Source organism: Paenarthrobacter sp. AMU7, from assembly GCF_041200195.1.
In the GTDB taxonomy this organism is placed as follows: Bacteria; Actinomycetota; Actinomycetes; order Actinomycetales; family Micrococcaceae; genus Arthrobacter.
Genome location: NZ_CP165735.1, coordinates 532709 through 551776, shown reverse-complemented (window position 1 = coordinate 551776; position 19068 = coordinate 532709). Strand labels below are relative to the sequence as shown.

Genomic DNA, 19068 nt, shown 5'->3' with positions numbered 1-19068 from the left:
TTGAACGTGATGTGATCCACAACACGAAATGCTCCACTGAGTATTGCCGCAGATTTGTTGTGTCTCAATGACCAAAGCAGCACCATGTGTGTGCAAAATTGCAGATATGAAGCCGAACCCCGATGACCTGCTCATTTTCCTGACCGTCTCACGTTCAGGAAAATTTACGACGGCGGCCCAAGCCTTGGGGCTCAACCACACCACCGTTTCGCGCAGGATAGCGGCGTTGGAGAAAGCGCTGGGAGGCAGGATTCTGGCGCGTGCCGCGGGCGGTTGGGAAGTAACGGAGCTGGGCGCGGAAGCCGTGCTGGTCGCAGAACGGATTGAAGCTGCCGTGGGCGCGCTGGGACCCAGCGACCACGCACCCGACCCCATTACCGGCGTCGTACGCATGACCGCGACCGATGGCTTCAGCGCCTATATCGCAGCCCCTGCGGTCTCGCGCTTGCGGCGGGAGCACCCTGGGCTGAGCGTGGAGATCGTGACGGTGACGCGAAGGGCGTTGCAGCAGCGCTCCGGCCTGGATATCGAAGTGGTGGTGGGGACGCCGCAAGTGCACCGGGCCGAAGCCATCAGGCTGGGCGAATACCGGCTGGGGATGTACGCGTCGCGCGCCTACTTGGAGGACAACGGCACCCCTTCAAGTATTGAGGAGCTCACGCAGCACCAACTGGTCTACTTTGTGGATTCCATGCTCCAAGTCGATGATCTGGATGCTCCGCGCAGGTTGGTTCCGACCATGCGGGACGGCCTCAGTTCCACCAACGTGTTCGTCCATGTGGAGGCCACCCGGGCCGGAGCAGGCGTTGGTTTCCTGCCGTGTTTCATGGCCGACCGGCACACGGATTTGGTGCGTCTCCTGCCGGCGGACTTCGCCGAGCTGCTCCCCTACTGGATGGTCCTCCGCCCGGACTCCATGCGACGCCCCGCCGTAGCCGCCGTCGTGCAGGCTTTGCGCGAGGAGACTGAACGGCGGCGGGAAGAGTTGCTGGGGGCTGAATAGCCCGCCTAGGTGGCATCAGGACCCCAGCGGGATCACCAGCCGGGTTTGCTGGGCCAGGACCATGGCAACCCAGACGCGTTGCCGCTGCCCACCGGAGAGCTGCACCGCCACCCCTGCCGTCGCCTGTGGCACGATCTGTCCGGATTGCTGGCCTTCTTGAAATTAGGAGAGCCTTACTATGGTAATCATGCCCTCCAGTTCCGCCATTCCGCCCTGCCCACCCGGGCGTAACACGCCAGCACCGTGGACGGCTTCCCGTCTTTTCAAGTTCACCCTGATGGCCAATGGCCGCTGGAAGTTGCTGCTGGTGGGTTGCGCCGGCTTTATTCTGCATCAAGTCAGCGAGGCCCTGGTTCCGGCCACCATCGGCGCCGCCGTTGACAAGGCAATTGCACCGCACGACGCCGGCGCCCTCCTCTGGTGGCTTGGCGCCCTGGCCGTCGTCTTCGTGGTGCTCGCCCTTTCCTGGCGCATCGGCACCCTGGCCACCAACCGCTCCTTCCTCTACGGTTCGCATGACCTCCGGCAGTTGGCTGTGGAACGCACCCTTCACCCACGCGGCATGGCAGCCCGGCGTGCACCTGGCGAAATCGTGGCGATCGCTTCCTCGGACGCCGACAGGGTTGCCGGCCTGTCCTGGCTCATCGGTGGAGGCCTCGCTGCCGCGGCCGGTGTCGCGACCTCCGCAGTAACACTGCTGCTCATTTCGGTCCCCTTGGGTATCGCAGTCCTGGTGGCTACGCCCGTCATGCTGGTGGTGATGCAGCGCCTCACCAAGCCGTTGGAGGACCGCAGTGATGTGGAACAGTCCTCAGCGGCCCGCGCCGGCGCGCTGGCCACGGACTTCGTGACCGGATCACGCCCCCTCAAGGGTCTCGGCGCAGAGGAAGCAGCCGTCACCCGATACCAGGATGCCAGCCGGACATCACTGCTGGCCGGGCTGCGGGCTGTCCGGGCCAGGTCCGCCTATAACGGCGCCAGCACCGCCCTTTCCGCTGCGTTCCTGGCCGGGATCGCCTTCTTTGCAGCGTGGTTCGCCGTCCAAGGCAGCATCTCGATAGGCCAGCTGGTGGCGGTTGTCGGCGTGGCCCAGTATGTCCAGGGACCCATGGCCGCACTGGGCTTCCTCAGTGTGGAACTCGCCCGGAAACGGGCCTCAGCGGCACGCATCGCGGTACTGCTCGAGGAACCGGATGCAGTGCCCGCACCTGGTGACGGGGACCGCCTTGCCGCTGCAGAACGCACGACGGCGGCAGCCGGGTCAGCAGCACGGCCCACCCCTGCGCGGGAACCGGCACCGCTCCTCGAGCTACGCGACAGCCCGGACAACAGCGCCTTCCCGCCCTTCACGGCGTCCGCCGGGGAGATCGTGGGTGTGGTGCTGCCGGACGGCTCGCAAGCCAGGCGATTGGTGGACACGCTTGGTTTCCGCACCCCCGCTCCCCGCGGCGCAGTCTCCATCGACGGCCACGACGCCGCCGACCTGGACCCCGTGGATGTCCGGTCCAAAGTCTTCGCCGACAGTCATGAAGGCGTCCTTTTCCGCGGCACTGTCCGCGACAATGTGGCAGCAGCCGATGCCCCGCTGCAAGAACGGGCCCTGGCGGCTGCCGCCGTCGAGGACTTCATTTCCCAACTGCCGGAAGGCACCGAAACCGTTCTTACCGGGCAGGGCCAGAGCCTGTCCGGTGGGCAGCGGCAGCGGTTGGTTCTTGGCCGCTCGCTGCACCAGCACCAGCCGGTGCTGGTCCTGCACGACCCCACCACCGCCGTCGACACCGCTACCGAAGCTGTGATCGCGGAGGGACTCCGCAACTTCCCGGACAAGGCGTTGGTATTGGTCACCACCAGCCCCACGCTGTTGGCCGTCTGTCACCGGGTGGTGGTGGGAGGTGCCGATGGCGCATCGGAAACCGGGACCCACCGGGAACTCCTCGCGACGTCGGCCGGCTACCGCGAGGTGGTGGGTTCATGAGCACCGACATCCTGCCCATCGCCACACCCCGCGAGACCCGGCGGGCCATGTGGCGCCTGTTGGCACAGCGTCCCGGCCGGCTCGCCCTGACCGTGTTCGTTCTGCTGGCGGCGGCCGGCTGTGGACTGGCAGCGCCGGCGATCCTGGGCATCATGGTCAACATCGCGGCCGGCGGCGGAGACGTCATGAACCTGCTGTGGCTGGCCATCGGCTTGCTGGTTGCGGGCGGATGCGGCGCCCTGCTGGGCATCCTCGGCCAGAACCTGCTGGCCCGGATCTGCGAGGAAGCCCTCGCCGGACTCCGTGAGGAGGTCTTTGCGGCGGCTGTCCGGAAGCCCTTGGCACAGCTCGAAAAGGCGGGCATCGGCGATGTGGTGGCCCGCGTGTCCGGCGATGTCGAGGCTGTCAGCGAGGCCATTTCCGGAGTGCTGCCCGCGTTCACCAGCGCAGCCTTCACTATCGCCGTCACGTTGCTTGGCCTGGGGGTCATCGACTGGCGCTTTGCAGTGGCGGTCCTCATCGCCGCACCCCTGCAGGTCCTCACGCTGCGGTGGTTCCTCAAACGGACCGCACCCATCTACCGGACCGTCCGCATCACTGAGGCCAATCGGACCGAGCAGATCATCGAGACCGTCCATGGCTCGCCGTCGGTCCTGGCGTTGGGCCTCGGGTCGCGCCATGCGGAGCTGGTGGCAGCTGCTTCCCAGGAGAACATCGGCCACGCGCTCAAGGGAGTCAGCTACCTGACCCGGTTCTACAACCGCCTCAACCTTGCGGAACTCGTAGGCCTGTCCGCGGTGCTGGTGGTGGGCTTCTGGCTTCACGCCGAGGGCATCGTGACTATCGGCGCGGCGACCGCGGCGGCACTCTACTTCTACCGGCTGTTCGATCCGATCGGGCTGGTCCTGGGGCAGTTTGATGAACTCCAGAAAGCGGCTGCCGGCCTGGGGCGCATGTTCGGGCTGACCATGTCCACGGCCAAGACCCTCCCAACCGCCCTTTCCCGCGGCACTGATTCCAGCATCGTCCTGGACAACGTCACCTTCGCCTACCCGGGCCAGCGGCCCGCACTCCGCGGCGTCTCGCTCACAGTACGACCAGGCGAGCGGGTTGCGGTCGTTGGCACCTCAGGAGCCGGAAAAACCACCCTGGCCAAGGTCATCATGGGCCTGGAACACCCGGACAGCGGGACCGCCTGGGTGGGTGGGCTCAACTCAGCCGCCGCAGCCCCCGCGGACCTGCACTCGAGGATCGCGATGGTCAGCCAGGAAGTTCACGTCTTCTCTGGAACGCTGGCCGGAGACCTCAGGCTTGCCAAACCGGATGCTTCCCCCGCGGATCTCTCCCGCGTCCTCGCCGCCGTGGGGGCTACGTGGATGAAAACGCTCGACGACGGACTGGAAACATCCGTAGGCGCCGGCGGCCACCAACTCACCCCGGAGCAAGCACAGCAACTGGCGCTTGCCCGGCTCATGCTCAAGGATCCGCCCATCGCGGTCCTCGATGAAGCAACTGCTGAGGCGGGAACCGGCTCGGCCACCATGCTGGACCAGGCTGCCGAAGCCGTGTTGGCGGGCCGGACGTCCGTGGTGATCGCACACCGTTTATCACAAGCAGCGTCGGCGGACACCGTTGTGGTGATGGAGCAGGGACGGATTATCGAATCTGGCCCACATCAGGAACTGCTGGCCGGCGGGGGCCGTTACGCCACATTGTGGGAGGCGTGGAACAGCTCACTCAGCCGCAACTGAGGGTTCGTTCGCAGGCACCTCTGCAGGGTCATGCCGCACAGGGGTTCCCGCCGCGAAGGACCGCACTTTCGCATCATCCCAGATGTGCGCCGGGACGCCTCCGCCCAGGAGTTTGCGGGCCAGCGTGGGGTCATCTCCGAAGGGTGCGTGGCTGCCGGCCATGATCATGTTGCCGTATCGGCGCCCTTTGAGCATGGCCGGGTCCGCGATGATCATGGTGTGCTCGAACGTATTCGCGATGGTCGCAGCATCAGCCCGGGCATTCTTGAGGTCAGGAGCGTCCCCGGAGTTGACCACGTACAGGCCGTCGGGGGCCAGGACCGCATCGGCATGCGCCGTGAATTCGCGGGTGGTCAACGCCCGGGGCGTGAAGGCACCGGCGAAGACGTCCCGGATGATGAGGTCCCGGGTGTCCGGGGTGAGTGATTCAGTAACCGCCCGGGCTTCGCCAACCCGGAGCCTCAACAAGGGCGCCTTGGGAAGGTCGAACCAGCCGCGCACATAGTCGGCCAGCTTGCCGTCCAGTTCCACCACCACCTGCCGGGCTTCCGGGTAGGCGGCATGGAAATAACGAGCCATGGAGCAGGCTCCCCCACCGAGGTGCAGGGCCCGCAGCTTCGGTTTCTGCTCCGGCGGCCAACGCGATTCCACCAAGGCAGCGATCCAGCGCATGTACTCAAAATCCAGGAACAGAGGATCCGCGAGGTCAATGTGCGAGCTCATCACACCGTTGATCTTCAGCAGCCACCCATTGGAGTTGTCCTGGTCCGGGATGAGCTCGCAGTCGCCGGTATCGATGTAATAAACGCCCGCGACCGGACCATCAGGTCGGGTGCCGGAAGGCACCTCGACGACTCCCGTCGTCGACCTCTGGGACCTGTTTGGTTTACCGCGTTTCGTCACTACTTCAGCCCTGCTTGAGTCATGCTCCAAGCCTAGTGGAGCGCCACATTACTCCGAACGGTCACATCGAAGGTAAGGCTACTTACCTTTATGGCCTCCGGGGCCATATGATCTCTACATGGAACTCGGAGCATCGGTGTGGGCGGAGGTGTTGACCGTGGCCGTCGCGTGGTTGACGGTGGTCTGCCTGCTGCTGGCCCGCGTGCCCAAACCGCCGGGCCTCCTCGACTCGCCGCTGGACATGGATCCGCCCGACGATTCGGAACCGCGCTAGGCCCGGCAGTTGATGGCTGCGGTCCGCACGGTCAGTTTATGCGGATGGAAAGGGTTTCATAGACGATGACCGAGCCCCCCGCCGGCGCCCGGCAGGTCAGCTGCCTCTGCGGTGCGCGGCTGGCCCGCAATTCCACCTCGATTTTCGCCGGATGGGGCGGCCGGCCAGTAACCCGGATGCGCCAGTGCTCGCCCTCCCGCAAGGTCTCAGTGACCACAAAATCCTGCCGGCCGGCAGGACCGAACTGCCCCAGCACTGCCACCACCGCGGCTTGCTGGGGCGGCAAGAGATCCGTATAGCCGCGCAGATGCTCTGCGTGGATACGGGCGGCCAAGTGCTCCTCAACGGTGGCCACGGCGGACCCGGCGTCGAGTCCTCCGTAATATACGCCGTCCGGGGCGATGACCACGTTGGCCGCAAACCTGTCACCGCCAACATGGGAGCACTCCCACACCAACTCTGGCCAGCGCTCGCTGAGTGCACGTCCCACGGGGCGGCCCCATACAGCGCAGCAGGGGTCGTGCTGGCCGTGGGCGCAAACCATGATGACCGGCGGGAAACCGTGCTCTCCGGGAGATGCCAGGGCTGAGGCTATCCCCGCGAGGTCCTCATCCCGCTCCCACGTTCCCCAGTGCTGTCGATAGGCGCCGGAGCTTTCATGGCGAAGAACGGCCCATCTGCCCGGACCGGGGCGGCGGCGAGGGCCGGGCCGCCGCACCAGGAGAATCCGCGCATTCGCCGTCCGCGCCGCGGAGACGACGAGCGCCTTGGTCCCCGCCTCGAGATCCAGGGCGTCAAAGCCGTCGGGCGGCCACGCGCCCCGGTACTCCACGAGGACCCAGACGAGGCCGGGTGACGCAGTGCCTGCCATCGAGTCCCCGCGCGCCTGGGCAGTTTCCGCGCAGAAGAAGCGTCCCGTTGCGGCTGCCGGGGACGTCATTGTGCGACGGGGACAAGAACTCCTGCGCGCAACAACCTCTCGGCGAGTGCCAGGCCGATGTCCGCCGCGAGGTAATCCCCGCCCTCCAGCAGGCGCCGCACGGACGGCAGATCTTCCTCGGGGAAGTCGAGCCAACCGACGCGGGTGGTGAGGCGTGAGCCATCAAACCGTGCTTCCAGGGCCCCCCGAAGACGAACCAGCGACTCTGGCCTGAGGCCGTCAATGGCCGCGAGTTGGGCCACCGGACCAAGGGGAGCCGGGCGCCCTTGCCCCCGTCGGGCACGGTGGAAGAGGGACGTGGTATCGGCTTCAAGGACAGCGGCCGCGAGACGTTCACGGACTGCAGCCATCTCCTCTTCAGGTCCGTCGACGCCCAATGGCAAGGACCGGCGCATCCCTGGATCGTCACAGAGCGCGGCAAGTGCGGCCTGTGCCAGATGTTCGGCCAACGCATGGCGGGTCCAGGTGTGGATTCCCAAGGTCAGATGGATGGAGACTTTCCCCTGTGCCTGGGCGGCGTGCAGCCAGCCTCGTGGCAGGTACAGGACATCGCCCGGCTCGAGGACCGTGTCGATGTACGCTGCGCCTTGAGCGGCCTCTTCGACCGCGGAGCGGCGATCAGTCCAAGGCTGGCTTCGCAGCGGGTCCACGTGGACCGGCTTATGGATGATCCAGCGTTTGGTTCCCTCGATCTGCAGCACGAAGACGTCGTGGACGTCGTAGTGATCATCGAAGCCACGGTTCTGCGGCGGGGTGATGTAGGCGTTGGCCTGCACAGGATGTCCAAGTTCACTGCTCAACTGCGAGCTGAAACCCGACACAGGCTCCCACGTGCGGTGCAGCGCCTGCAGCACGAGGGTGGCACCATCAGCGAACTTACGCCACAGCGCGGTGTCATCAAGCTGGTCGGAGATGGTGGCGCCGACCCCTGCCGGAGAAGTGTAGGAGGACTCGGGAAGCGTGGAGCCGCCCTTGGCGACGCGCAGGAAAGGCGTCCGCAGCCCGCGGCGTGAAACCAGTTCGTCCACTGCGCCGGCTGAGAACACATCGGAGAAGTCGCTGACACCACGGGTCAGCAGGGCGGTTCGCCCCCAGACGTCACTGGCAAATTCCTCCTGGCCGATGTCGATCAGGCGTGTTTCCAGGACCCCGCCGCCTTTCACGGCGCCGGGGTCCTGGAAATCAGTGCTGGTAGAGCTCAAACCTAGCTGCCCTGTTGTCCGGCGCCACCGTCGGCACCACCGTCAGCACCGCCGTCGTGCGTGCCGGGGACGCCGTCCGCACCACCGTCAGCGGGGCCTTCCGCACCACCGTCCGCGCCGCCGTCGGCACCACCATCGGCACCACCGTCGTGCGTGCCGGGGACGCCGTCCGCACCACCGTCAGCGGGGCCTTCCGCACCACCGTCCGCGCCGCCGTCGGCACCACCATCGGCACCACCGTCGTGCATGCCGGGGACGCCGTCCGCACCACCGTCAGCGGGGCCTTCCTGCTGGCTTGGATCCTGCTCTGGAATAGACATGCTTCCTCCCGGGAATCGGACCGGGCGGTCTTCATCGATACCGCCCGTGATCACCATATCCACAGGAGTCTGCCGTGGGAACAGCTCGCGCGGTGGGAACTTAGTAGAGCCCCGGACGAACCATGCGATGTTCCGGCAGCGAATACCAGGAGGGATCGCACAGTTGCCGTTTGCCGTCCGGAACAAAGCCGTTTCGCCGATAGAAGGCCTGGGCGCGCGGGTTGTGGTCCAGGACCCAGAGGTACGCCGGGCCATCGCCAATCAAGGCATCCACCAATGCCTGGCCAACCCCCCGGCCATGAACGCGTTCCGAGGTGTAGAGCATAAAAAGCTCCCGCCCGCTGGGACTGTCCTCATCCCTGCCCGGGCCTGCGGCGCCGATGCCTACCAGGAGACCGTCGGGATCGTGGGCCAGCATCCTGGAATGACCCGCAGCGATGTAGTCCCGGTAGCGCTGGATGCGGTCGGGCAGCGCCGCTTCCTGTTTCTCGAAAAACACCGGGGGCAACAGGTGCCCGTAGCTTTCGCGCCACGACTGGACATGCATGAGGGCCATCGCTTCGGCGTCTTCCACCAGAGCGGGGCGAAGCGTGAAATCCACTAGCGCACCCGCGCTATCGCGAAACCGTCCCAGCCCTTGCTGCCCACCGTCTGGATGGCAGTGGCGTCCAGGCGCGGATCCTGGCCCATCATCTCCAGCATCCTGACGATGCCAGGCGCGTTGACCTCGTCCCTTTCCGGCTCAAGGATGGCACCGTCCCAGATGACGTTGTCCACCACGATGACCGTGCCCGGGCGCCCCAGCCGGATAGCCCAATCGAGGTAATGGGAGTCGTTTTCCTTGTCCGCATCGATGAAAACAAGATCGAACGATTCCTGCCCCGCCAGGGTGGGAAGGGTATCCAAAGCAGCACCCACCCGGATGTCCACTTTGTGCCCCACCCCGGCAGCATCAAGGTTGGCGCGTGCCACGTCCGCGTGCTTTTGGAGGAATTCGCACGTCACCAGCCGCCCGTCGTCGGGCAGTCCCTGTGCCATCCACATACTGCTGAAACCTGCCAAGGTTCCGATCTCAAGGACCCGCCTGGCCCCCGACATCTGAACCAGCATCCGGAGCAACTTGCCGGCGTTGGGGGCTACTTCAATCGCCGGCATGCCGGCTTCGACGGCGGACGCCAGGGCCCGCTGGTGGGCAGGATCAGGTCGCACGACGACGTCAGTCAGGTAACGCTCGACGTCGACCCAACCGGGTTCGGCCACATGTTCAATCATGGGCCCCAGTCTGGCACCGGTGGCCGAGCTGGGGAAGGATCTAGTCCGTGGCGGAGATCGCCTCTTCGAGTCGCTCCACCTTGCCGGTCAGTTCGCCGCTGTAACCGGGCCGGATGTCGGCCTTGATCACCAGGGAGACGCGGCTGCCGTAGCGGCCCACAGCTTCGGTGGCGCGCTTGACGACGTCGAAGACCTCGTCCCATTCGCCTTCGATGGTGGTGAACATGGAGTCCGTCTGGTTGGGCAGTCCGGATTCGCGGACGATCTTGACGGCGGCAGCGACAGCGTCGTGCACGGAAGCGTCGGGGTTGGGTCCGCCGTTGGCGGCGGATGCGGGCTGGCCCGAAGGGGCGACTGAGAAAGCAAGCAACATAAAATCCAGTGTTTCACGTACTGGTTTGTCATATAACGGGCTACTCCCGCGTAACAACGGGCCACGGGCGCTCCGTTGCTACCCTGACAAGCATGGAACAGCCCTCTGAACGCAAGCCCCTCAGGGCAGACGCCGCACGCAATGTCGACAAAATTATCACCGCCGCCCGGCAATGCTTCCGGGAACACGGGCCCGAAGTACCACTGCAGACCATTGCCGCCACCGCCGGAGTTGGCCCCGCAACACTGTTCCGCAACTTCTCGGACAAAGAGCAACTGGTCCTCGCCGCGTTATCACGCCAGCTGCGCCAGCACGTAGACCCCGTCGCCGCGTCGGCGCTGGACGGCATGGACGCCGCTGAGGGCCTCATCAACGTCATCGATGCCGTGATGCAGGTAGCCAGCGAAGACGCGAACCTCCTTGACGCTGTCGCAGGCCGGCGCGGACTCCTGATAGGCATTACCCGCGGCATCATCGGCTCCATGGCCACACTCCTTGAGCGGGGCCAAGGCCAGGGTTCCCTGCGGCGCGACATCACCATCGAGGACATGGTCCGGTTGGTGGCCATGCTGATTGGCGCCGTGGACACCATGGAACCGGGCTCTGCGGCGTGGAAGCGCCCGGTGGCCTTGATCGAAGACGCCATCCGGACCGAGCGCCCGTCCCGGCCGCTTCCGGAACAGTCCGGCATCCCAGGCGTGACCCTGACCGAGGCTCCCTAGCCGGGCTGTCAACGGCAACATACCGGCTTGATGGTGAGTCCTGCCCATCGCGGGACAGCCCGCGTGGCACTAGGCTCGGGCGTATGAATGTTCCCCTGAGCTCATACTCATCCAACGGTTCAGAATCCGCCGCGGCAGCCGGCCTGGTCATGCTGCTTATGGTCATTTACTTCGCAGTGGTCTTTGCGATCGTTGGTGTGCTCTACATGGGAATGTTCACCAAGGCAGGCCGCCCTGCGTGGGCAGCTTTCGTCCCGATCTACAACAGCATCAAGCTCATGGAGATCGCCGGGCGCCCCTGGTACTGGTTCTTGCTGACCTTGATCCCGTTCGCAGGAATCTACTTCAGCATCGTGGCCCTCCACGACCTCTCCAAGTCATTCGGCAAGGACGCCGGCTACACCGTTGGATTGGTCCTGTTGCCTGTGGTCTTCGTGCCGATGCTCTCCTACGGCTCCGCTCCCTACCTGGGTCCGGCGGCCGGGCGGCAATTCGTGGCCTACCCGCAGGGCTATGCCCCGCCGTTCCAGCAGGGCTATGCGCAGCCGCCGTTCCAGCAGGGTTATCCACAGCCGCCGGTCCAGCAGCCCAATGGCCAGCAGTACCGCTAGCCCCAGCCGAGCAGCCTGAGGAGTGCCGCGGCCGCGGCGCCCGAAATCACCACCACCAGGAACGGTGCGCGAAGCCACAGCGCGACGGCGGCGGCTGCCAGGGCGCCGATGCGGGCATCAAGGACCAGTCCCTGTCCGGAGGCAACGGCGTTGACCACCGTCAAGGAGGCCAGCAGGCCAATGGTCATGGTGCCGGCCACGTGCATGATGCGGGGGCTCTCCAGCAGCTTGGCCGGGACGAAGTAGCCCACCAGCTTGGTGAGGTAGGCCAGCGCACAGGCGATCAGGATCCATAGCCACAGGTTCACTGCGTGTCCCCGTTCGCAGGCTTCCCGTGCCGGTGTTTCTCCGCATAGGGATCCACGTCCGGCTCCAGTCCCTCGTCCAGTCGTGCGTGGCTGAACCAGCCGATGACACCTGCCACTACGGCCGCCACCAGGATGGGAACACCCGAGGGAACGAAGGGCACGGCCAGGATGGTCGCCAGTGCGCAGGCAGCAGCGATGGCCCAGGGCTCACGGCCTTTCAACCGCGGCCACAGGAGGGCCAGGAAAGCAGCGACCGCGGCCCCGTCCAAACCCCACTGTTTGGGGTCGCCCATTGCGTCCCCTGCCAAGGCGCCGATGGCCGTGAAGATATTCCAGAGTATGAATATACCGATTCCGGCAGTCCAGAACCCCCGGCGCTGCTCGTCGGGATCGGACTGGCCCGACGCCGTCGCCGTCGATTCGTCGATGGTGATGTGCGCCGAAGCATAACGTTTCCATCCGCCAGGACGGAGCATCGCGTTGATCTGCATGCCGTAGATGCCGTTGCGCAACCCCAACAGGGCGCTGGCCGTCATGGCCGCCACCCCGGAGCCTCCGCCTGCCACAACACCAATGAAGGCGAACTGCGATCCGCCGCTGAACAGTAAAAGGCTCAACACCATGGTCTGCCAGAAATCGAAACCCGACGCTACGGAGAGGGCTCCAAAGGACACTCCATAGAGGCCCGTGGCGATACTCAGGGACACAGCGACCTTGAAAGCCGGCGATTCCCTCAGCTTCACGGGAGCAGCACTGCCGCTCATTTCCGCAAGCTCCATGACCACAGGATCAGCGGAATCTGCAGGGGCAGGCGGACAGTATGGATGCGGCGCTCGGCTGCCGTGCCGTTGGGACCATAGGCTCGGCGAAGTGCATCTATATGCCCAGCAAGGAATGCAGCGAACATCGCCGTGGTGGCGTCCGCGGCAACCTTTCGCGTGGCTGGGATCAGAAGCCCGACGGCGGCAGCCGCCTCGATCAGTCCGGACGAGGCAACCCATTCCTCTCGGGACATGACTGCCAGCGGTCCATTCGGGCGGCCGGCCGGCTCGTCGTTGCGGCATAGGTAGTCCGGCACCACCGGGTAGTAGAACTTAGGCGTGCGGAAGTGCTTTGCGGCGCTGGCCAGGAGCAGTGCGCTCAAGGCTACTGCGGACGTGGTTCGGGTTGCTTGTGCTGACCAGCGAAATGACATGAGACCACTCAATCACAAGCGGGGTGGCCGCCAAAGTCAGCTGGTTACCATCAACTGCTTCAGGACCTGTGCCGGCTTGTTGGTGGTGATCTCGTGGATTCCAAGTCCCTGGCACAGTGCCACGTCCTTTTCCGAATCCACAGTCCACACTCGGAATATTCGTCCGGCGTCCAACCAGCGCTGCACGTTGCGCGCATGCTCCCTGATGTAGTCAATACCCGGTCCGGCAATAGATGCTTCGCCTGCGTCCAGGACACGTTCCGCTTCCAGCTGCGTGGCACGCATGACGTTGGCTACCGCACCGCCGGTCAGGAAGCCCAGCCCGAGTTCCTGCCGAAGCTCCTTCACTGTGAAGTCGTCCACCAGTTGGCACACGTGCTCTTTTGGCACGCTCTGCAGCAAACGCTGGACGGAATCGGTATCGAAGCTCATGAAGGAGATCCGGATGTTCTCCAGCCGGGATTCCTCCGGCGTCCAGCCTTCCTCTTCCAGCAAGGCCAACACCCTGTCCTCCAGCTTGAGGCGGTATGGACTGGGATGCTTGAGCTCAATCGCCAAACCGATCTCACGACCGGCTCCGCGCAGGATGTCCAGCAATTCCGGCAAGGTCAGGAACTGGTCTGCCACTCCCCCGTAAGCCTCGGGAATGCGTGCGCCCTTCCACGACGAGAAGTCCAGGGAGCGGAGCTCCTCCAAGGTGTGCTCCGCAACCGGACCCGTGCCGGTGGACGTCCGGTCCAGGTTGGCATCGTGCAGCAACACCACGTGCTGGTCCCGCGTCAGGTGGACATCGCACTCCACACCGTCGGCGCCGTCGGCGATTGCCTGCAGATAGGCTGCCCTGGTGTGCTCGGCGTAGGCTGCACTCGCGCCGCGATGGGCGTAGACCTTGGGCCGGCCTGGGGCGAAGTCGTCGCTAGTCATGCAGACACGGTAGCCCACCTCCGTGCATCTGCGGGGGCTACGCTGGGCTCATGCAGGTGAACTCTGAACAAATCCCAACTGAAGACGTCACCAACCCCAACCCGCTGCCCCATCAGCCGGGTTCCGCAGGTTCCGCAAGCGCAGGCTCCGCTCGCGCCGGTTCCGCTCGCGCACGGCGGGGCGCCGCCGTCGACCTTTCAGCAGGTGACATGGAAAAGGCCGCCGCGCTGCTCCGCATGAAACGGTTGGCGCTGGCGCTGCTGATCGCCATGGCGGTGATCTTCACGGTGGCCTTCGCATTCCAGAAGCAGTATCCGTGGCTGGAATACGTCCGGGCGGCAGCCGAAGGCGGCATGGTGGGCGCGTTGGCCGACTGGTTCGCGGTGACCGCGCTCTTCAAGTACCCCATGGGCCTGAAAATTCCCCACACGGCCATCATTCCGCGGCGCAAGGACCAGATCGGCGAATCACTCAGTGACTTCGTGGAGAGCAACTTCCTCTCCCAAGAGGTAGTGCAGGACAAGTTGGCCAGCATCGACATTGCCCGCAAGGCCGGCACCTGGTTGTCGGCGCCGGGAGGAGCCGAACGCGTGGCCAAGGAAGGCGGCGCGATCATCCGTGGCGCCTTCACAGTCCTGAACGACGACGACGTACAGGCAGTCATCGAGGGAATGGTCCGTAAGCACCTGCTCACCCCGCCGTGGGGGCCGCCCGTGGGCCGAATGGCTGAACGGATCTTTGCCGACGGCCATCACCACACCCTGGTTGACCTGTTGGTCGACCGCGCCGCCGACTGGGTGGATGCCAACCACGCCACGGTCAACCGGCTGGTATCGGATCGCTCGCCCCTCTGGGTGCCCACCTTCGTGGACGGCCTGGTGGGCGACAGGGTGTACGTGGAGCTCTCCAAATTTGTCCGCGCTGTTCAGTCGGACCAGAACCACCAGGTGCGCCAGTCGATCGATGCCTACCTGAAGGACCTGGCCCAGGACCTTCAGCATGATCCCGCCATGATCGAGCGCGCAGAGTCCATCAAAGCCCAGATCCTCGGCGACCCCGAGGTCCGCGAACTGGCGTCCCGCACATGGGGAACCGTAAAGACTGCATTGCTCAACGCCGTCGACGATCCGCACAGTGAACTGAGCCAGCGCTTCAAGGGCGCCGTCCGTGATTTCGGTACCCGGCTGGTCAACGACGCCGAACTGGCCGGCAAGGTCAACACCTGGATCGGAGACGCGGCGGGCTACTTGGTGAACACGTACCGCTCGGACATCGCAGGCGTCATCTCTGACACCGTGGCGCGTTGGGATGCCGAGGAAACGTCCCAGAAGATCGAACTGCAGGTGGGCAAGGACCTCCAGTACATCCGCATCAACGGCACCGTGGTGGGCGCCCTGGCCGGGCTCGCGATCTTTACGGTGGCGCACCTGCTGTTCGGCTAGTTGGCGACAGCCCTCTGGAGCTATCCCGTGGGCCTTGGTACCTTCAACGCATGCCGATCAAACTTGAAAACGTTGGTATCGCGGTCCGGGATCTTGAAGAAACCATCGCCTTTTTCACGGATCTCGGCCTCACAGTGTTGGGCCGTGACACGGTCAGCGGCGAGTGGGCCGATACGGCCGTAGGGCTGGACGGCAACCACGCCAAAATAGCGGTGCTCCAAACTCCGGATGGCAACGGCCAACTGGAGCTTTTTGAGTACCTCCACCCTGACGCGATCGAAACAAACCCCACCCTTCCCAACGAGATCGGCATGCACCGGGTTGCTTTCTCGGTGGACGACATCGATCATGCCCTGGAGATCGCTGCCAAGCACGGATGCCATCCTCTGCGCGGCGTTGCCACGTACGGTGACGCCTACAAGCTCACCTACCTCCGCGGGCCGAGCGGGATCCTGGTCATGCTGGCACAGAAGCTCTAGAGGGAGGCGCTTCCATGCTGAAGCACGTCGCCGAGGGCGTTTTGGTTCACGAGAGCGAATTCATCCAGAGCAACTGCACGGTGGTGCAGGGCCGGGACGGTGTCCTGCTGATCGATCCCGGCATTACGGTCAACGAAATGGCCGCCATCGCGGACGACCTCCGCGGGTTGGGCCAGCCTGTCGTGGCCGGCTTCTCCACACACCCCGACTGGGACCATGTGCTCTGGCATCCTGACTTCGGCAACCCGCCCCGCTACGGCACGGCACGCTGCGCGGCCTCCATCCAGTCGGTCCTGGCCGCTGCTGACTGGAAAGAACAGGTAGCCGAGGGGCTGCCTCCGGAGCATGCCGATGAGATCCCCATGGAACTGCTCGGCCTCATTTCCGGACTGCCTGCCGACACTGTCAAGGTCCCATGGGACGGACCCACCGTCCGCATTCTGGAGCATCAAGCCCACGCCCCTGGCCACGCAGCGCTCCTGATCGAGGGGGCCGGCGTCCTGGTAGGCGGCGACATGCTGTCCGACATCCTGATGCCGTTCCTCGACCTCGAGGCAGCGGATCCGCTCACTGACTACCTTGAAGCGCTGCGGCTCTTCGATTCCGTGGCCGGCGATGTTGTTGCCGTCGTCCCTGGCCACGGTTCGGTGGGCCTGGCCGGGCAGTTGCGGGAACGCATTGCCCTGGATCGCGCCTACGTGCAGGCGCTGCAAGATGACCGTGAGCCCGAGGATCCGAGGGTTGGCCCGTCCGCGCCTTTGGAGTGGCTGGCCGACGTGCATGGGTGGCAGGTGCAACGGCTCGCCGAAAAACGGCGGGGCAGAGATTTCTCATGAAATGCCGGTCTTGAGAAAATCGACACCACGTTTTCTCAGCCGAGCAAGTGCACCATCTGCCCTGGCCTTGCTTGGCCCACCAAGTCCAGGTCTTCGTCGCGAACCATAGCAATCACCGGCGATTTGGCCGCTGCCGGACGGCCGGCCAACGCAATGACTGGAAGGCCCGACGGCGGCAGCACCACTGCGCCCAAGGCCAACGGTTGAGGATGGGCTGCTTGGGTTTCGGCAGCTGGAGCCGTTTGCACAACCTCAAGGGGCCGACCCATCAATCGCGCACCCACGCGGTCCGATTTCGGCGAGAGAGTCCACGGTTCCGTGGTCAATCGAAGCCACGTGCCGGCGTCGATATTCGGAGCCTGCGGGTAATCCGGCCCCTCTGGCACACGCGAAACCCTGGCAACTACCGGTCGCTCGGGGTCCAGTGCCCGCCGGGCGGGGTGGTTGGCCTCAGGGAAACCCTGGCCGTGTGGCTTTCCGAACGTCACGTACTCACCGGCCGACAGCGCCTGGCTGGGCGCCGACACACCACCTTGGACCCCTACGTAATAACGGATCCCAAACAACGCCGGCCCGAAATCCAACACTGCTCCGGGAGCTACCCTGACAGCTTTGTTCAGCGGAAATTCTGAACCGTTGAGCGTCACCACACCCTCGGCGCCTGTGACTGCGACAGCCGATCCCGTCACGAACCTGAGCCTCAGTCCGCCCACCAGCACTTCGAGTCCGGCCTCATGTTCAGGATTTCCCAGCAAGGCGTTCGCCAGGTGCAGGGACCTCCGGTCAAGGGCTTGATCGGGCTTGAGGGCAAGCGTCAGCGTTCCGGGGACCACCACCACTGCACTCATCCGGCAGACTCCTCCTTCACGAACCAGCAGAACGTTGCCTACACAGCATCAGGCCTAAGCGAACGCCTCAATCGGAACACCGGCCTGCTCAAGACCTTCCCGGACAGCAGCGGCCATATTGACAGCCCCCGGTGTGTCTCCGTGAATGCACAAGGAATCAGCCACTACTGGGACAACAGTTCCGTCGATGGCGAGGATTTCCTTGCGCGTTGCCAGCCTTACGGCCTGAGCCACCACCGCAGCGGGGTCATGCAGCACTGCGCCGTCCTGGCTACGGGGTACAAGTGTGCCGTCCGGAAGATAGGCACGGTCCACGAACGCCTCGCGGAATACTGGATGACCGGATTCTTCTGCGAGCTTCAGCCATTCGGAGCCCGGCAAGCCAAGCACGGGCAGCCCGGGATCGTAAGCGTGGACGGCCGCGACCACGGCTTCGGCCTGCTCGGCATCACGGACAATCCGGTTGTAGAGCGCGCCATGCGGCTTCACGTAATCCACCGACGCTCCCACAGCGTGGGCCATTCCATCGAGGGCGCCGAGTTGATACAAAACGTCGCCGAAGAGTTCGTCGAAGGTCATGTCCAGGGAACGCCGGCCGAAGCCCGCCAAGTCCCGGTAGCCCACGTGCGCTCCTACTCGGACATCCAGTTCAAACGCCGCCCGGCAGCTGTCCAACATGGTGAGAGGATCACCGGCGTGGAAGCCACACGCCACGTTGGCACTGCTCACGATGCGGAACATCGAGGCATCATCACCCATGGTCCAGGAGCCGAAGGACTCCCCGAGGTCAGCGTTCAGGTCCACTGTTACCGCCTTCCAGCGTGAGGGTGTCTGCCGCTTCGGGAGCGACGCCATTCTTTGGTGCATTGGGAAGCAACTCACCCGGGATGGTATCCGGCAGGGGGCCGAAGGCTTCCTTGGCGGTGGAGACCACGGCGCGGCCCATCATGAGGTTGCCGGCACCACCCACCACAGCGCCCACGCCGAAAGGCAGGGCACGGCCCAGGAACGCGGTCCCCTGGCGCTTCACAAGGTTCTTGAGGAAGGCCCGCTGGATGGAGTCGCGGATGACGCCAAAGCCGCTTCCCGGAATCTTCTTGGTGAGGGTCCTGCCCCAAGCGTTGGTTACGCCCTTTCCGCGGCCGAGCGATTGGCCACTCAGTGCCCCGAGCATGGACGTGCCTTCCTCGCCCAGCATGATGGCCATGACCATGGTTTGCGCACGTACGGGATCAGTGAGCCGGATTCCGTGGAGCTCCGCCAAGGACGACGCATAGAGAGCGGTAGTCTCCAGGAAGCCCACGGTGGCGAGCGCGGAAAGTCCCAGGGACGCTGCAGTTCCGATGCCGGGAACGACGGCCGTTGCACCCACCGCTGCACCTCCACCGGAGATGGCGAGCAAGTAGTGGCGCTCCAGTTTCGCTGCGAGTTGGGCCGGGGTGTCATGGGGGTGTCTGCGCTGCAGTCTGCGCAGGTTGGCCAGCACCAAGGGGCGCTGGACCTCGACAGCCTTCAGCAGGACATTATGGACGCCGGGCTTGGTGTTGCCTTCCTGATCAAAGACTGCGTTATGGGCTGTCTCTTGGGCGATTTTCACCGCCGGGTTGGGTCGCTTGGGCATCTTCACCTCTCCTTGGCAGCTGGGTCGTCATACTGGGAACTGCTGGATTCAGCCTATGCCACGCCCCTG

At 64.9% G+C, this 19068-nt stretch carries 23 protein-coding genes; 9 read left to right on the top strand and 14 right to left on the bottom strand.

The features are described 5' to 3' along the window. Positions 1-106: 106 nt before the first annotated feature. The 3 genes from ABQM86_RS02730 (at position 107) to ABQM86_RS02720 (ending at position 4729) form a co-directional block, all read left to right on the top strand. Complete coding sequence (locus ABQM86_RS02730; RefSeq protein ID WP_207595995.1) at positions 107-1003, top strand: LysR family transcriptional regulator; 897 nt, start codon at positions 107-109, stop codon at positions 1001-1003. Positions 1004-1190: 187 nt separating this feature from the next. Beyond that, positions 1191-2978, top strand: coding sequence for an ABC transporter ATP-binding protein (locus ABQM86_RS02725; protein ID WP_369745874.1), 1788 nt, complete (start codon positions 1191-1193; stop codon positions 2976-2978). Beyond that, positions 2975-4729, top strand: coding sequence for an ABC transporter ATP-binding protein (locus tag ABQM86_RS02720; protein ID WP_369745873.1), 1755 nt, complete (start codon positions 2975-2977; stop codon positions 4727-4729). The genes ABQM86_RS02725 and ABQM86_RS02720 overlap by 4 nt, the downstream gene beginning before the upstream one ends. Here the strand turns inward: ABQM86_RS02720 and ABQM86_RS02715 are convergent. Further along, positions 4712-5632: a spermidine synthase gene (locus tag ABQM86_RS02715; RefSeq protein WP_369745872.1), complete on the bottom strand. Its 921-nt coding sequence runs from the start codon at positions 5630-5632 to the stop codon at positions 4712-4714. The genes ABQM86_RS02720 and ABQM86_RS02715 overlap by 18 nt on opposite strands. A 118-nt stretch (positions 5633-5750) precedes the next feature. Here ABQM86_RS02715 and ABQM86_RS02710 point away from each other — a divergent pair, with 118 nt between their 5' ends. Then, on the top strand, positions 5751-5906 hold the full coding sequence (locus ABQM86_RS02710) for a hypothetical protein (RefSeq protein ID WP_207595988.1): 156 nt from the start codon (positions 5751-5753) through the stop codon (positions 5904-5906). 31 nt (positions 5907-5937) lie between these two features. Here the strand turns inward: ABQM86_RS02710 and ABQM86_RS02705 are convergent, their stop codons facing one another. From ABQM86_RS02705 to ABQM86_RS02680, 6 genes are all read right to left on the bottom strand, one after another. Continuing rightward, complete coding sequence (locus tag ABQM86_RS02705) at positions 5938-6846, bottom strand: sucrase ferredoxin (RefSeq protein WP_348537382.1); 909 nt, start codon at positions 6844-6846, stop codon at positions 5938-5940. Beyond that, positions 6843-8048 (bottom strand): cupin domain-containing protein, encoded by a 1206-nt coding sequence (locus ABQM86_RS02700; RefSeq protein WP_369745871.1) that lies wholly within the window; start codon positions 8046-8048, stop codon positions 6843-6845. Before ABQM86_RS02700 ends, ABQM86_RS02705 begins: the two co-directional genes overlap by 4 nt. Before the next feature lie 2 nt (positions 8049-8050). Beyond that, on the bottom strand, positions 8051-8368 hold the full coding sequence (locus ABQM86_RS02695; protein ID WP_369745870.1) for a BatC protein: 318 nt from the start codon (positions 8366-8368) through the stop codon (positions 8051-8053). A gap of 100 nt (positions 8369-8468) precedes the next feature. Then, positions 8469-8969, bottom strand: coding sequence for an N-acetyltransferase family protein (locus ABQM86_RS02690; RefSeq protein WP_369745869.1), 501 nt, complete (start codon positions 8967-8969; stop codon positions 8469-8471). After that, positions 8969-9640 (bottom strand): O-methyltransferase, encoded by a 672-nt coding sequence (locus ABQM86_RS02685; RefSeq protein ID WP_369745868.1) that lies wholly within the window; start codon positions 9638-9640, stop codon positions 8969-8971. Before ABQM86_RS02685 ends, ABQM86_RS02690 begins: the two co-directional genes overlap by 1 nt. 40 nt (positions 9641-9680) lie before the next feature. Next, the gene (locus ABQM86_RS02680; protein ID WP_280626234.1) at positions 9681-10013 is read right to left on the bottom strand and encodes a thiamine-binding protein; all 333 of its coding nucleotides are present in this window, start codon (positions 10011-10013) and stop codon (positions 9681-9683) included. Between the two features lie 92 nt (positions 10014-10105). Here ABQM86_RS02680 and ABQM86_RS02675 point away from each other — a divergent pair, with 92 nt between their 5' ends. Together ABQM86_RS02675 and ABQM86_RS02670 are read left to right on the top strand one after the other, a co-directional pair. Further along, complete coding sequence (locus tag ABQM86_RS02675; RefSeq protein ID WP_369745867.1) at positions 10106-10735, top strand: TetR/AcrR family transcriptional regulator; 630 nt, start codon at positions 10106-10108, stop codon at positions 10733-10735. 83 nt (positions 10736-10818) lie between these two features. Further along, positions 10819-11346, top strand: a complete 528-nt coding sequence (locus ABQM86_RS02670) for a DUF5684 domain-containing protein (RefSeq protein WP_369745866.1) — start codon at positions 10819-10821, stop codon at positions 11344-11346. On the opposite strand, the gene ABQM86_RS02665 is transcribed toward ABQM86_RS02670, so the two are convergent. Genes ABQM86_RS02665 through ABQM86_RS02650 form a run of 4 tightly spaced genes read right to left on the bottom strand, consistent with a single transcriptional unit; the run spans position 11343 to position 13773 of the window. After that, positions 11343-11654: an AzlD domain-containing protein gene (locus ABQM86_RS02665; protein WP_089593385.1), complete on the bottom strand. Its 312-nt coding sequence runs from the start codon at positions 11652-11654 to the stop codon at positions 11343-11345. The genes ABQM86_RS02670 and ABQM86_RS02665 overlap by 4 nt on opposite strands. Further along, positions 11651-12418: an AzlC family ABC transporter permease gene (locus ABQM86_RS02660; RefSeq protein ID WP_207595981.1), complete on the bottom strand. Its 768-nt coding sequence runs from the start codon at positions 12416-12418 to the stop codon at positions 11651-11653. Before ABQM86_RS02660 ends, ABQM86_RS02665 begins: the two co-directional genes overlap by 4 nt. Next, positions 12415-12849: a hypothetical protein gene (locus ABQM86_RS02655; RefSeq protein WP_280626224.1), complete on the bottom strand. Its 435-nt coding sequence runs from the start codon at positions 12847-12849 to the stop codon at positions 12415-12417. The genes ABQM86_RS02660 and ABQM86_RS02655 overlap by 4 nt, the downstream gene beginning before the upstream one ends. Positions 12850-12885: 36 nt before the next feature. Continuing rightward, entirely contained in the window at positions 12886-13773 is an 888-nt protein-coding gene (locus ABQM86_RS02650; RefSeq protein WP_280626222.1) for a glycerophosphodiester phosphodiesterase family protein, read from the bottom strand. A gap of 50 nt (positions 13774-13823) precedes the next feature. Here ABQM86_RS02650 and ABQM86_RS02645 point away from each other — a divergent pair, with 50 nt between their 5' ends. The 3 genes from ABQM86_RS02645 to ABQM86_RS02635 are packed head-to-tail and all read left to right on the top strand — an operon-like array spanning position 13824 to position 16530. Then, positions 13824-15215, top strand: a complete 1392-nt coding sequence (locus ABQM86_RS02645; RefSeq protein ID WP_207595978.1) for a DUF445 domain-containing protein — start codon at positions 13824-13826, stop codon at positions 15213-15215. A 50-nt stretch (positions 15216-15265) separates the two neighbouring features. After that, complete coding sequence (locus ABQM86_RS02640) at positions 15266-15694, top strand: VOC family protein (RefSeq protein ID WP_207595977.1); 429 nt, start codon at positions 15266-15268, stop codon at positions 15692-15694. 14 nt (positions 15695-15708) lie between these two features. Continuing rightward, a complete protein-coding gene (locus tag ABQM86_RS02635; RefSeq protein ID WP_369745865.1) occupies positions 15709-16530 on the top strand; it encodes an MBL fold metallo-hydrolase in 822 nt (273 codons plus the stop codon). A gap of 35 nt (positions 16531-16565) precedes the next feature. Here ABQM86_RS02635 and ABQM86_RS02630 read toward each other — a convergent pair whose 3' ends face one another. From ABQM86_RS02630 to ABQM86_RS02620, 3 genes are read right to left on the bottom strand one after another with little or no spacing between them, the layout of a single operon-like run. Continuing rightward, positions 16566-17378 carry a biotin-dependent carboxyltransferase family protein gene (locus ABQM86_RS02630; protein WP_280626213.1) on the bottom strand — a complete coding sequence of 271 codons (813 nt, stop codon included), beginning with the start codon at positions 17376-17378 and terminating at the stop codon, positions 16566-16568. Between the two features lie 54 nt (positions 17379-17432). After that, positions 17433-18182: a 5-oxoprolinase subunit PxpA gene (locus ABQM86_RS02625; RefSeq protein ID WP_280626210.1), complete on the bottom strand. Its 750-nt coding sequence runs from the start codon at positions 18180-18182 to the stop codon at positions 17433-17435. Then, positions 18166-18999, bottom strand: coding sequence for a hypothetical protein (locus ABQM86_RS02620; RefSeq protein ID WP_280626209.1), 834 nt, complete (start codon positions 18997-18999; stop codon positions 18166-18168). Before ABQM86_RS02620 ends, ABQM86_RS02625 begins: the two co-directional genes overlap by 17 nt. Positions 19000-19068 lie beyond the last annotated feature (69 nt).

Bases quoted from the DNA above. Each gene is read 5' to 3' on its own strand.
- ABQM86_RS02630 (WP_280626213.1), bottom strand. From the start codon at position 17,378: ATGAGTGCAGTGGTGGTGGTCCCCGGAACGCTGACGCTTGCCCTCAAG.
- ABQM86_RS02660 (WP_207595981.1), bottom strand. From the start codon at position 12,418: ATGAGCGGCAGTGCTGCTCCCGTGAAGCTGAGGGAATCGCCGGCTTTC.
- ABQM86_RS02720 (WP_369745873.1), top strand. From the start codon at position 2,975: ATGAGCACCGACATCCTGCCCATCGCCACACCCCGCGAGACCCGGCGG.
- ABQM86_RS02645 (WP_207595978.1), top strand. From the start codon at position 13,824: ATGCAGGTGAACTCTGAACAAATCCCAACTGAAGACGTCACCAACCCC.
- ABQM86_RS02640 (WP_207595977.1), top strand. From the start codon at position 15,266: ATGCCGATCAAACTTGAAAACGTTGGTATCGCGGTCCGGGATCTTGAA.
- ABQM86_RS02635 (WP_369745865.1), top strand. From the start codon at position 15,709: ATGCTGAAGCACGTCGCCGAGGGCGTTTTGGTTCACGAGAGCGAATTC.
- ABQM86_RS02620 (WP_280626209.1), bottom strand. From the start codon at position 18,999: ATGCCCAAGCGACCCAACCCGGCGGTGAAAATCGCCCAAGAGACAGCC.
- ABQM86_RS02670 (WP_369745866.1), top strand. From the start codon at position 10,819: ATGAATGTTCCCCTGAGCTCATACTCATCCAACGGTTCAGAATCCGCC.
- ABQM86_RS02685 (WP_369745868.1), bottom strand. From the start codon at position 9,640: ATGATTGAACATGTGGCCGAACCCGGTTGGGTCGACGTCGAGCGTTAC.
- ABQM86_RS02655 (WP_280626224.1), bottom strand. From the start codon at position 12,849: ATGTCATTTCGCTGGTCAGCACAAGCAACCCGAACCACGTCCGCAGTA.
- ABQM86_RS02730 (WP_207595995.1), top strand. From the start codon at position 107: ATGAAGCCGAACCCCGATGACCTGCTCATTTTCCTGACCGTCTCACGT.
- ABQM86_RS02695 (WP_369745870.1), bottom strand. From the start codon at position 8,368: ATGTCTATTCCAGAGCAGGATCCAAGCCAGCAGGAAGGCCCCGCTGAC.
- ABQM86_RS02680 (WP_280626234.1), bottom strand. From the start codon at position 10,013: ATGTTGCTTGCTTTCTCAGTCGCCCCTTCGGGCCAGCCCGCATCCGCC.
- ABQM86_RS02650 (WP_280626222.1), bottom strand. From the start codon at position 13,773: ATGACTAGCGACGACTTCGCCCCAGGCCGGCCCAAGGTCTACGCCCAT.
- ABQM86_RS02725 (WP_369745874.1), top strand. From the start codon at position 1,191: ATGCCCTCCAGTTCCGCCATTCCGCCCTGCCCACCCGGGCGTAACACG.
- ABQM86_RS02710 (WP_207595988.1), top strand. From the start codon at position 5,751: ATGGAACTCGGAGCATCGGTGTGGGCGGAGGTGTTGACCGTGGCCGTC.
- ABQM86_RS02705 (WP_348537382.1), bottom strand. From the start codon at position 6,846: ATGACGTCCCCGGCAGCCGCAACGGGACGCTTCTTCTGCGCGGAAACT.
- ABQM86_RS02675 (WP_369745867.1), top strand. From the start codon at position 10,106: ATGGAACAGCCCTCTGAACGCAAGCCCCTCAGGGCAGACGCCGCACGC.